Here is a 12277-nt window from a genome sequence, read left to right on the forward strand (position 1 = left end):
TGGAGATGTGATGTTTATAAGTCACATCTCCTTTTTATGATTTTATTATTCTGAACGTAATGGTGATACAGAAAGTTGGCCTAGTTGAGATACACCTGATTCAATTGCTGCATTGGCAACAGCTTCAGCAACAGCCTTTGCAACTCTTTCATCTAATGACTTTGGAATAATGAAATCCTCACTTAATTCATCTTCTGAAACAATGGAAGCAATAGCAGTTACTGCTGCTAATTTCATTGCATCATTTATATCCTTTGCCCTAACATCTAGAGCTCCTCTAAAGATTCCTGGGAAAGCGAGCATATTATTCACTTGGTTCGGATAATCTGATCTGCCAGTTCCAATGATTTTTACTCCCCACTCTTTAGCATGTTCAAATGTAATTTCAGGATTGGGATTAGCTAATGCAAAAACAATGGGATCATGATTCATTGATTGAATATGCGATTGATTTAATAAATTCGCTACTGAAACCCCGATAAATACATCAGCTCCTACTAATGCATCGTCTAGACTTCCTTGTATGAGATCCAAATTTGTGATTTCTGCAATTTGTTCCTTAATAGGATTCATACCAAATGGTCTACCACTATAAATAATCCCTGAAGAATCACACATGATTATATTTTTATAGCCTAGTTTAAGCAACAATTTTAATATTGCAATCCCTGCTGCGCCTGCACCATTTATGACTATTTTAATGTCCTCTTTCTGCTTTTCTACAATTTTTAATGCATTATCTAATCCTGCACCTACAACAATAGCAGTTCCATGTTGGTCATCATGAAATACAGGAATATTACATTCAGCACGTAAACGTTCTTCTATCTCGAAGCATCGTGGTGCTGAAATATCTTCAAGATTAATTGCACCGAATGTTGGGGAAATTGTTTTAACTGTTTGTACAATTTCATCAACATCTTTTGTATCTAAACAAATTGGAAATGCATCAATATTGCTAAATCTTTTTAATAATAGTGCTTTACCTTCCATTACTGGGAGTGCTGCTTCTGGTCCAATATCACCAAGACCTAGTACTGCTGTGCCATCTGTTACAATTGCAACTGTATTCCCTTTAATTGTATAGTCGTACACTTTTGTACGATCTTTTTCTATCTCAATACATGGAGCAGCAACACCTGGTGAATAGGCTAAGCTTAAATCGTAAGTATCTTCTATCGGAACTTTAGATGCTACCGTCATTTTCCCTTTATTTTGTTCATGCATAACTAAAGACTGCTTCATCAAATCCATTATTTTCATCCTTTCAACGATACCAATATATAATTTTGAATAATATTGCTTTAACAAAGTAAAGTCAATATTATTTGCTGAAATTTTCAGAAAAAATAAATTTAACCATTTAAAAATCAATATAATCTTGTTATTAATGTTGATTTTTAAATGCTTTCTAAAGAAGCTAAGATAATCATTTTTGTTTTCTTAGTATAATAATTATTTCATTTATTATAAAGGTTAACCCTATATAATCCATAAGGTTATTTTGTGAAACTTTGAACACTTAATTTGTCCTTTAAAATATGAAGAATTTCACATACTTATAAAAGTTACTGAAAACACGGCAATTTATTTAGTCACAAAAATTTCACAATTTAAATAAAGAAAAAAATCTATAAAGCATTATGCCTTATAGATTTTTTTCTTTATTTAGTTTCACCAACAAGCATTTCTAATAATTCAAAAGGAACATACGTTTTACCATATTCTAATAATGCTGGAGCTTCTGAGAAGTTTCTTAGAGCTTTGTTATATCCGTACATTTTTTCTCCAATAGTAATTGTATAGCTCACTGGGCCCTTAGATAAAATAGCACCCTTACCTGTATATTCCACCTCATAACCCAATTGTTCCGCGATTAAACGTAATGGGATCATTTTAACTCCGTTTACTTCATAGTTGTCGAATTCGGCAATTTTATATGCTAATTCTTCATTCGATGGGTCTAATACAATAATTTTCGAAGGACTAGTTTGTGCTGGCAAACTTTTTGTTGAAACAGTATAAAATACAAGAACATTTTTATTGATAATGTCAGTTTTACTAAGTTTCTTTCCTGATAGATTATAGATTGGTGTCTCATCATTTAAATTCAAAACTAAATCTTTATTTTTGTTTAAGAAATTTTCATCGAACTGATCTTGTTGTACTGTTCCCGCTTCTTCAGTCTTTACGATAACAACTTCTGGTGAATATCTTGGTGGATATATCATAATCATCGGTTTGTTAGAATCTACATAAGCTGTAAATTTCATGCCTTCTTTTAACTCAACTTTTTGGCCAAGATTATCTAGAATAATTGTCTTGTCGTCAAAGTAGAAATTAAACGGCTGTTCTCCACCAACTGTTACTAAAAAATTGCCATTCATTTCTTCAGAGATTTCACTTATTATTCCCTCAATTTGTAAGAACTTCGCAATTTCTAAAGATTCATCAATCGATATCGTTTGAATTTCACCATCTCCCATAATTAGAGTTTTATACTCTAATCCATCAGTTTCTACATTTTCTTGACCTTCTAAGTATTGAGCTGAAGCTGTTGGTACAATAATAGAACTTGCTATAAGAGAAGCAGTAGCAATTATTGATAATGATTTTTTTCTCATATTTTCTCTCTCCTTTCAATCTGTACATTTTATTTGTCGTGAATTAAAGAAAAAGGTTACTCTTCATAGTGAAATTGTATAAAGAAATTAAAAGGGACATTTTGGAAGGTTATTACCTCACAAAATGTCCCTAATCACTAATTACTTATTTTCCCCTGTTTCAACCTCATATTGCGTAATCCAATCGCTGAAACTACCAACATATAGGCGAATATTATCATATCCTGCATCTGCTAATACTGCATAAAGTGGTGAGGCTGTCACACCAGATCCACAATAAACAACAATATCATCAATTTTGTCGAATTGTTCAAGCAATTGTTTAGTTGCAGTTAACTTGTTGTTGTCTTTTAATTGCTCCCAGTCGAAATTTTTAGCTGTCGGTATATGTCCAGCCTTCACGTCAATTGTTTCGAGTTCGCCTTTATATCGAACAGAAGCACGCGCATCAAGTAATGTAGCTTTATCATTACCATCCACAATTTGTTTCACATCTTGACGGTTTGCATAGATTTTTTCGTTCCAATCTAGGTGTAGAGATGATTTTGGAAACATTTTGATCTCGCTCGTAACCGTAAAACCTTCTTCAATTAGAGCGTTTATTCCACCATTGACTATAAATACATTTGGAAAATTAGCATACTTTAACATCCACCAAGCTCGTGCTGCAAAGGGTGCTACACCTTGATCGTAAATGTAAATGTTATCTTCTAATGTTAGTCCAGCTGTTTCAAATAATTGTTGTAGCTGTTCCTTTGAAGGCATTGGATGGCGTCCTTCAGTACCAGACATATTAGACAGTTCGCTTTCTAATCCCCAATAGATAGCCCCTTCAATATGTGATTCATCATACACTTTTTGTCCCCACGATTTATCTTGCAAATTAAATCGAGTATCGATAAATCGCCCATCTTTTTTCACTTCGTTTGCTTCAACGATCAATTTCCCCATCACTTATACCCCCGTTTTTTGCAAATCAGAATAGATTTCTTTCCAAAGAGTAAGTCGACTTTCTTCCTGTAGTAACATACGTTCAGTTTGAATTTGAGTAATTGCTTCATGAGAGATATGTTCTCGTAATCTCTCTGCTTCATCTTCAATAAAGCTAGTAGCCCAACTTTGCAGCTGAACCTTTTCATAGTTTAAGTATTTTTCAGCATCTGGTTTAGTTAACTCTTCTAATGCAGCTCTCAGCTGTTCTTTCTCATTTTTCTCAAAGAAAGCCTTAGCGTTTTTGAAGAAGGATTTAACGGATTCATATTTTTCGTATTGTTCAAATGGACCAGCAAATTCTAATAAGTTCGGTTCATCTGACTCATAAGCAATAAATGAAAAACTTGCATTCATTTCTTTAAGAGTTCTTACATCTTCTTTATAACGCTCTTGCATTTTCTTTTGAATAAATTGAGCCAATCGGAAATTAGTAACACGAAGTTCTTGAGCAAAGTCGAATTTTAACGCATCCAAAGTTTCAGTTAGAGCTTGTTTCAAGGCAACTTGGGCTTGCTTTGAAGCGAACGTTGATGGATTATAGCTTTCTCTAAAGAAATCAGGATATCGGTAATAAACCCTCTGCAACACATAATATAGAAGTTCGTCTAATTCCTGTTTTACATCGCTTTCTAAGCTTGTTGTTGAGAACATTGCATACATTCGTCTAATTTTTTCTTCTAGTTGTGCTAATTCAATAAGACGTTCATCTTTACGAAGTAAGTTATCTTCTGTTTGTTTTATTAGTCCTTCTAAACGTTGGTGAGTTTTTTCCACTTCTTCATTTAGAGCTTGAATCGCAATTGCAGTTAAATCCTCTTTTAAGAAATGATAGAAGGATTCCTCAAAAGGTATCATTCCTGATTGCAAATCACTATGTTCCACTTTTTCTCGTAGTGCATTTAAGCTTGATACACCAAAGATTTTAGGGAAACGAATTCCAAAACGTTGTAATTCATTACGCACATAGTTTTTTACATCTTCTTCTTCATCTTTTGTTGATGCTAAGTCAATCGCATTGACGATGAAGAACATTTTGTCTAATTCGAATGCGTCTTTTACGCGCCCTAATTGAATTAAAAATTCTCTGTCTGCTTTTGCAAAGGCATGGTTGTAATAGGTTATGAAAAGAATTGCATCTGCATTTCGAATATAATCAAAAGCAACACCAGTATGCCTTGCATTGATTGAATCAGCCCCTGGAGTGTCAACAAGTGTTACTCCCATTCGAGTTAATGGACAGTCATAGTAGAAATCGATATTATCGACAAAACATGAACGACTTTCCTCTGCTACAAATAGTTCAAATTCAGTTCTATTAACTCGAATCAAGTTTCCTAATTCGTTCTTATAGTTTAGATAGCCTTTTGCATATGCACGAATAAAGGACTTATGCACATTTAATCGTTCGTCAACTAACTTAACCGCAAGACCTTCCTCAGCCCGTTTAAACGCTTCTTCTAAAGAAGATATTTTCAGCCCTATTGACTCATATGCATTTTGAATGTCTGCTAACATTTGTTCCTCTGTTTTCAACTGTACGTCAGCAGATTCATGTGGGTGCTCTTTTGTAGCTGGACGAATTTTATTAATCGTCGCAGTTGTTGGATTTGGTGAAACCGGTAACACTTTTGCACCAAGTAATGCATTTGAGAAACTAGATTTACCAGCACTAAATGCACCGAACAATGCAATCGTGAAATCTTGCTCCTGTAATCTTGCCACTTTTTTCTTTAAAAAGCTTGCCACTTCTTCAAAACCATTAATCTTGCTAACTGCATTTGCAGTTCTAATTGCTGCTTGAATCACTTCTGTGCCACTTACATTATCTATCGATGACTCTTTCGTTTCTTCCTCATAGTTCGTTACCTCATTTTTAGAAGTATTCAGCATAGATGGATCGAATAAGCGAATTTCCTGTAGATCCTTCTCAAAATCTCTTTTCCATTGTTGAGATTGCTTATTTGCTTCATCACGTGTTTCCTTATTAACTTGCACCATTTGCTTTTCAGCAAATTGTTTTCTGCTATCTCTGTCTAATATGCTGTTGATCACCGATACTTTTTTAGAAAGGTCGTTTAATTTATCTGAAACGGGAGCAATTGAATCTTGCGCTACTTCATTTAAAAAATCTTTTTGTTGATCTTTCCAAATGTCTGTTTCCTGTACAAAGTAGCGTTTTGTTGCATCTGCTACACGATTTGCGAAATTTAAAACAGCATCGCCAGTTACTAATGAACCTTTGTGAATTTGGTCCTCAATTAATGAAAATGGTAAAGCAAATTGGATATTTTCTATTTGGGAAACGGCTTGGTCAGTTAATGCTCCAACATCTTTTAATGATTGTTTCATTAACCCTTTCAAATGCCCAATTATTTGAGAACTAACGATTGATTGATATTGTTCATACACATCATTTTTTCGACGATTAATTTCTTCTTCAGTTTTTTTCTTTGCAGAAAATAATCCGCCCACTTTAAAGCCTGGTTGCTGACTTTCTAAAAATAATCGTAATTTATCTCTAAAATCAGCTGGTATAATGGCAGCATTATCTAATAATTCTTTTCTATTATCTTTAAATGTGTCATTCCAATTTTCGAAAGAGAACAATTCAGTTTGCAGTTTTAATTTTTCATATTGTTCTAGAAGATCCTGTCTATTATTCCAATCATCCTCTGAAAGAATATCAGTAAATTCATCTAACAATTGGTTTTTTTCTTCATTTAAATATTCAATATGCTCATCATGCATCTTTTTAAGTGTACTTTCTGCGGTAATGAGAAGTTGTTCTTGCCAGTCATTCATGGAGTCATTCACAATACGCTTCACTGTTTGGAAGTCATTATTTGGGTGATCCAGTTGTTTTAATGATGTAAAGAAGATTCCTTTTGGTTCAACTCCCCAAGTTCGGAATGATTGGTATACGGATTGTTTATATTCTTCGAAAGTTAACTCCTGATCTTTATGCTTATCAATTTGATTTACGATTAAATATAAATTTGGATTATATTTTAATAGTTGTTTTGTGAATTGGAAGTTAAGTTCTGATTGTACATGATTGTAGTCCATTGTATAAAACACTATATCTGCAATATGAAGCGCTGATTCCGTTGACATTGCATGTGCATCGTCTGTCGAATCAACTCCTGGTGTATCCATTACAGTTACTCCAGAAGGTAAAGTTGAATCCCGATGTCCTATTTCTATTTGTGAAACGAGCTCACCGTTTTTACTTAACTCTTTTACAGTTTTGAAATCGTACCCTGCTTCAAATTTAATTGGTTTATCATGATGCATATAAATAATTGCATAATCTTCTTCTGATTTATGTACTTTTACGATATTCGCAGAAGTAGGGATTGGACTTGCAGCTAAAATATCTTCCCCTGATAATGCATTAATCATGCTCGATTTACCAGCAGAAAAATGCCCTGCAAAAGCAATCGTATATTCCTTTTGTTGTAATTTTCGCGCAAATAATTTCAGTTTTTCCATTCGAGCTGTATCTTCATTATTTCTATACACTATGTATTGAACAGCAGTTTGAGAAAATAACTGCTGAAGTTTTTCATCAAACGAACTCATCTACTTAATACCCCTTTGTCTTAATTTTGTCACAATTATTATATACTATCATGAACTAAAAACAAAATCGCCTAGATTTAATAAAAAAATAGAAAAGATTTTTACTAGTTGATTTCACGAGAATTTATTTTAATGTTTAGCTTTTTGCATACTGAAAGGAAATAAATATAAGTTTTTATCAAATTCAACAAATTGCGACAATTTTTTCTAAAAAGTCACATACTAATCCTTATTTTCAAGTTATAATAAAATCACAATTATTATACAGACCATCCAATCTAGAAAGACATACATAAAAACTTTTGTAAAATTACAAGAACAATGAAAGGTGCAAAATAAATGAAAAATTCAATTCACATTCAAGCTATTATAGATGGGACAAAACAAGCATTAAATACTATAGTCCCAGCGAATGTCACAACTCAGTCAGTTTCTTTTCTAAATGAACCATATGTTCAACAAGAGATGTCTGTTCTTATAGGATTTATAGGTGATATTAAAGGACGAATCATTATTGATAGTAATCAGCCAACATACGGTCAACTAGCATCTAAAATGTTTGGAATGCCTATTGAAGGTGAAATGTTAGAATCCTTTACTGGTGAGTTTGGAAATATGGTCGCCGGTGCAATTTGTACTCATGCTGGTGCACAAAATATCAATATTGATATTACTCCACCTACTGTTATGGTAGGTAAAACAAAATTATACGGTTTTGAATCAGCGTTTTATATTCCAGTTAACATTGAAGAAGTTGGTGAATTATCGATTCTCTTCACGATAGATGGAAATGAATAATAACTAAATAATATAAGAAGAAACGTTCTTAAATTTAAAAAAGGAAGCTCATTTTTTGAGCTTCCTTTTGTTGTTTTTCAAATATGGGTTTTTGTTCTTTCACATTTATTTCACATTTCGGATAGTGAACTGTGATTTTTATCACATCTTGTGAAAACGTTTTTATATATGATTAATTCGTAGATTACCAATCTTTCAAATTAGGAGGGAGAGACAATGGCAGGTAACAACAATAAACATACAGATGATAATTTAAAAGGAACACTATATGCAGTATTTGGCTTAGGCTTCTTTATAATCATCGTTTGGGCACTTTGCTTTAACCTATTTATGGATCGCTTCTAATGTAAAAAAACCTTTATTTAAGAGGGGGATAAAAAATGCACTTACATAAGTATGAAAAATGGTGGCTAGCGTTTGGTACATCCATATTAGTTGTTTTTCTAGTAGTTGTTGGTGTGACAGCTGTTCATGGCAGTACTCATCCAAACCAATCTAAATGGACAATTAATTATGAAGAAGTAGACACTATCGCACCTTTCGACAACCCTGGTGTACACAAAGTTGAAGGAAAAGATTGGGATTATGAAGTAGTATTAGTTGCTTCTGCATTTAACTATAACCCAATGGAAATTGAAGTTCCTGTTGGTTCAAAAGTAAAATTCATTGCTACTACAAAGGACGTTATACATGGCTTCCAGGTTGCAGGTACGAATATTAATATGATGTTAGAGCCTGGATATGTTTCTCAATATGTTGCTACAGTTGATAAAGTTGGCGAGTACACAATCGTTTGTAATGAATACTGTGGTATCGGTCACGCAATGATGTATTCAACTTTAAAGGTGGTGGAGTAAGATGACAACAGCTATTAAAGAAACTAAAGTCAGTCAATCTATTAATTCAAAAGTAGTAAGTAAGTCCAAAACTATTACTAAGGTTGATCGTAAAGACGCAAAACTTGCACTAGCTCATATGTATGTCGCATTTATCGCTTTATTTATTGGTGGGCTTTGTGGTTTACTACAAGTTTTAGTACGTTCTGGAAAATTCGAATTACCTTGGGGTATTGGTTATTACCAAGTATTAACAGTACACGGTGTTTTATTAGGTCTTGTATTAACAACATACTTCGCAATGGGATTCCATACAGCTGCTGTAAGTCGAACTTGTGGCGCTTATACAGATGGTCAACGTAAACTTGGTTGGATTGGTTTCTGGATCATGACAATTGGAACAACAGCTGCTGCTATTATGGTACTTCTAAACGAAGCTTCGGTTCTCTTTACTTTCTATGCCCCACTACAAGCACACTGGATCTTCTATGCTGGTATAGCTTTAGTTGTAGTTGGAAGTTGGATATTAGCTTTAATGCAAGGTTTACGTTTTGCTCAATGGAAAAAAGAAAATAAAGGTCAAGTAACACCTCTATTATCGTTTATGGTTATGATCAACAACTTAATGTGGACTGTAGCTACAATTGGTGCAGCTGCTGTAGTACTATTCCAATTAATTCCTTGGTCAATTGGTTGGGTAGAACGTATTGATATTTTATTATCACGTACTTTATTCTGGTATTTTGGTCACGCTCTTGTTTATTTCTGGTTGTTACCTGCATATATGGTTTGGTATATTGCAATTCCTAAAATTATCGGTGGGAAGATTTTCTCTGATGCTTTAGCTCGTTTAGCATTTATCTTATTCTTATTACTTTCTATTCCAGTAGGTATTCACCACCAATTAACAGAGCCAGGTATTGATGCATTCTGGAAATTCTTACAAGTTGTATTAACTATGTTTGTAGTCGTTCCATCTTTAATGACAGCATTTTCACTATTTGCTACGTTTGAATTAAGAGGACGTGAGCTTGGAGCAAAAGGTATTTTTGGTTGGTTTAAAAACTTACCTTGGAATGATAGCCGTTTCTTATTACCATTTATCGGTATGGTCGCATTCATCCCTGGTGGTGCAGGCGGGATTGTAAACGCATCATATCAAATGAACCAGTTAATTCATAATACAATCTGGGTTACAGGTCACTTCCATTTAACTGCGGCTACTACTGTTGTATTAACATACTTCGGTGCTGCATTCTGGTTAATCCCCCACCTAACTGGCCGTAAATTAACACAGAGAATTAACCACATGGCAATTACAGGTGGTATCTTATGGTCAATTGGTATGGTCATTATGTCTGGAGCAATGCATATTGCTGGTTTATTCGGTGCTCCACGTCGTTCTGATTATTCAACTTATGGTGGATCAGAACAAGCGGTTGAGTGGATTTCTTACCAAGTTGCTCAAGCAGTTGGTGGTACGATCCTATTCGTTGCAATTCTAGTAATTATCGGTGTAGTTATTAACTTATTATGGTATGCTCCAAAAGGTGATGAAGAATTCCCTGTTGCTGAAGTTGCAGAAGGAGCTGCAAAAACTCCGATGATTTTAGAAAACTTCAAAGTGTGGGGCGTTATCTTAGTTGCTCTAATTATTATTGCTTACACTGTTCCAATCATTGATATCATTAGCAATTCGCCATTAGGTTCAGTAGGATATCCTCACTTAATTGGTCGTTAATAAAGAAAAGCGAAGAACGCTCGCCCAGCTCCGAAAGCAACTGGAGAAACCGACAAAAGAGCGCTCTTTGCTCTTGCAGGCGGTTTTGAAGTTGCCGAGGAGCTAGCGTTCGCAGTTAGACACTAAACAAACGTCAAACATGAAATATCCTTCTTTAGATTAACCCCCTCCCCTACTAGTGGCATACTAGTTGGGAGGGGGTTTTTTATTGTTCATATAACTGAACTATTTTCTTTTTATCGATTTTTCCAACATGGGTTTTTGGCAAACCTTTGATAAAGTAAATCTTCTTCGGAACTTTGTATGCCCCTAGGTGATTGCGACATAAAGTCTTAATCTCCTCACATAGATTATCATCACCTTGGTCACTTACAACAACAGCTGTAACTACTTCCCCCCATTTAGGATCTTTTAATCCAACAACAGCAACCTCTTTTATCTTTGGATGTGTAACGATGCATTGTTCTACTTCTTGTGGGTAGACGTTCTCACCACCAGTAATAATCATGTCTTTGGAACGGCCGACAATATACACATCACCATCGTCATCCATTTTGGCTAAATCACCTGTTTTTAACCACCCATCAACAATTGCTTTGTTTGTTTCTTCTTGGTTATTCCAATAGTAGGAAAACATATGTTTACCTTGAACAAGGAGTTCCCCTACCTCGTTTGGTTCACATAGATCCCCTTCTTTATTTACTATTTTTATAGAGTTAAAAACCATACTCCTACCTACAGATCCTGGCTTTAATGCGGAACGTTCAGGTGAAATATAAAAATTATTCGGCCCCGCTTCTGTAAGACCATATCCCTCTTTAAACTTTATACCCTTTTCTATGAAATGTTCATAAATTGTTTTAGGACAAGGTGCACCGCCAGATAAAAATAATTTAACAGAAGGAAAATGTGACTGTTTAAAATAATCTGTTTCAATCATAGCCTGGTACATTGTGGGAACAAAAAGAGAAATTGTTGTTTGATAATCATCGATTGCCCTTATTGCCTCTTCAGGAACAAATTTATTTCCAATTACGACGGTACCACCCACCATTAAAATAGGTATGGAAAGAGCATTGAGTCCACCCGTATGGAATAGCGGCATATAATTTAATGTACAATCATTTTCTTCTAAACTCCAACTGACAATTGTATTAATGGCATTCCAATTGACCGCATCAAATGATAAAACCACACCTTTTGGTTTCCCTGTCGTACCACCAGTATAAATCATTAACCATGCATCTTTTGGACTCCATTCTGTCCCAACTCTTGAATGTATCTCTGTTGGCTGAAATTCAATAATTTCCTTAATCACAATAGTTTTCGCTGGATGAATCTTCACTGCAAAATCATGAAAATTATCATCTGTTAGCAGTAGACTAGGTGAGGAATCTTCAAGTATCAATTGGAGTTCCTCTATACTTAAACGCCAGTTAAGTGGTACGTATATGTACCCACCTAAACCACAGGCAAATAGTATTGGGAAAAGGTCAATCGAATTTTCAGCTAATATCGCTACTCGATCTCCCTTTTTTATACCGAGAGATTGTAAATAGACTAGGCAGTTCATAGTTCTTTTTGAAAGTTCTTCATAGGTCCAAGTGCGCTCAGTTCGAATATCGATTAACGCATTTTTTTCAGGGGTTAATTTTGCTCGATTTAATATCCAGGTTTGCTCATTAAACATACTACACACCCCA

9 protein-coding genes are annotated in these 12277 nt (G+C 34.5%); 4 read left to right on the plus strand and 5 right to left on the minus strand.

The genetic code is table 11. The features are described from left to right. Window positions 1-45: 45 nt before the first annotated feature. From CD29_RS04975 to CD29_RS04990, 4 genes are all read right to left on the minus strand, one after another. A complete protein-coding gene (locus CD29_RS04975; protein WP_036183624.1) occupies window positions 46-1254 on the minus strand; it encodes an NAD(P)-dependent malic enzyme in 1209 nt (402 codons plus the stop codon). Between the two features lie 410 nt (window positions 1255-1664). Continuing rightward, entirely contained in the window at window positions 1665-2624 is a 960-nt protein-coding gene (locus CD29_RS04980; protein WP_036183627.1) for a stalk domain-containing protein, read from the minus strand. Window positions 2625-2765: 141 nt separating this feature from the next. Further along, window positions 2766-3575, minus strand: a complete 810-nt coding sequence (locus tag CD29_RS04985) for a sulfurtransferase (RefSeq protein ID WP_036183629.1) — start codon at window positions 3573-3575, stop codon at window positions 2766-2768. Between the two features lie 3 nt (window positions 3576-3578). Continuing rightward, the gene (locus CD29_RS04990; RefSeq protein ID WP_036183632.1) at window positions 3579-7199 is read right to left on the minus strand and encodes a dynamin family protein; all 3621 of its coding nucleotides are present in this window, start codon (window positions 7197-7199) and stop codon (window positions 3579-3581) included. A 339-nt stretch (window positions 7200-7538) separates the two neighbouring features. Between CD29_RS04990 and CD29_RS04995 the strand changes: the two genes are divergently transcribed. From CD29_RS04995 to CD29_RS05005, 4 genes are all read left to right on the plus strand, one after another. Further along, window positions 7539-7997, plus strand: a complete 459-nt coding sequence (locus CD29_RS04995; RefSeq protein WP_036183634.1) for a chemotaxis protein CheX — start codon at window positions 7539-7541, stop codon at window positions 7995-7997. Between the two features lie 216 nt (window positions 7998-8213). Further along, window positions 8214-8342: a hypothetical protein gene (locus CD29_RS20775; protein ID WP_268870973.1), complete on the plus strand. Its 129-nt coding sequence runs from the start codon at window positions 8214-8216 to the stop codon at window positions 8340-8342. Window positions 8343-8377: 35 nt separating this feature from the next. After that, a complete protein-coding gene (locus tag CD29_RS05000; RefSeq protein WP_036183637.1) occupies window positions 8378-8854 on the plus strand; it encodes a cytochrome c oxidase subunit II in 477 nt (158 codons plus the stop codon). A gap of 1 nt (window position 8855) precedes the next feature. Beyond that, window positions 8856-10574 carry a b(o/a)3-type cytochrome-c oxidase subunit 1 gene (locus tag CD29_RS05005; RefSeq protein ID WP_052124007.1) on the plus strand — a complete coding sequence of 573 codons (1719 nt, stop codon included), beginning with the start codon at window positions 8856-8858 and terminating at the stop codon, window positions 10572-10574. Between the two features lie 205 nt (window positions 10575-10779). Here CD29_RS05005 and CD29_RS05010 read toward each other — a convergent pair whose 3' ends face one another. Continuing rightward, complete coding sequence (locus CD29_RS05010; protein ID WP_036183639.1) at window positions 10780-12264, minus strand: class I adenylate-forming enzyme family protein; 1485 nt, start codon at window positions 12262-12264, stop codon at window positions 10780-10782. Window positions 12265-12277: the final 13 nt, after the last annotated feature.

Source organism: Ureibacillus manganicus DSM 26584, assembly GCF_000772945.1.
Taxonomy (GTDB): Bacteria; Bacillota; Bacilli; order Bacillales_A; family Planococcaceae; genus Ureibacillus; species Ureibacillus manganicus.

What these genes read in the sequence shown, in the direction of transcription:
- CD29_RS04975 (WP_036183624.1), bottom strand. Translation starts at nt 1,254, where the DNA reads ATGGATTTGATGAAGCAGTCTTTAGTTATGCATGAACAAAATAAAGGG.
- CD29_RS04980 (WP_036183627.1), bottom strand. Translation starts at nt 2,624, where the DNA reads ATGAGAAAAAAATCATTATCAATAATTGCTACTGCTTCTCTTATAGCA.
- CD29_RS04985 (WP_036183629.1), bottom strand. Translation starts at nt 3,575, where the DNA reads ATGGGGAAATTGATCGTTGAAGCAAACGAAGTGAAAAAAGATGGGCGA.
- CD29_RS04990 (WP_036183632.1), bottom strand. Translation starts at nt 7,199, where the DNA reads ATGAGTTCGTTTGATGAAAAACTTCAGCAGTTATTTTCTCAAACTGCT.
- CD29_RS04995 (WP_036183634.1), top strand. Translation starts at nt 7,539, where the DNA reads ATGAAAAATTCAATTCACATTCAAGCTATTATAGATGGGACAAAACAA.
- CD29_RS20775 (WP_268870973.1), top strand. Translation starts at nt 8,214, where the DNA reads ATGGCAGGTAACAACAATAAACATACAGATGATAATTTAAAAGGAACA.
- CD29_RS05000 (WP_036183637.1), top strand. Translation starts at nt 8,378, where the DNA reads ATGCACTTACATAAGTATGAAAAATGGTGGCTAGCGTTTGGTACATCC.
- CD29_RS05005 (WP_052124007.1), top strand. Translation starts at nt 8,856, where the DNA reads ATGACAACAGCTATTAAAGAAACTAAAGTCAGTCAATCTATTAATTCA.
- CD29_RS05010 (WP_036183639.1), bottom strand. Translation starts at nt 12,264, where the DNA reads ATGTTTAATGAGCAAACCTGGATATTAAATCGAGCAAAATTAACCCCT.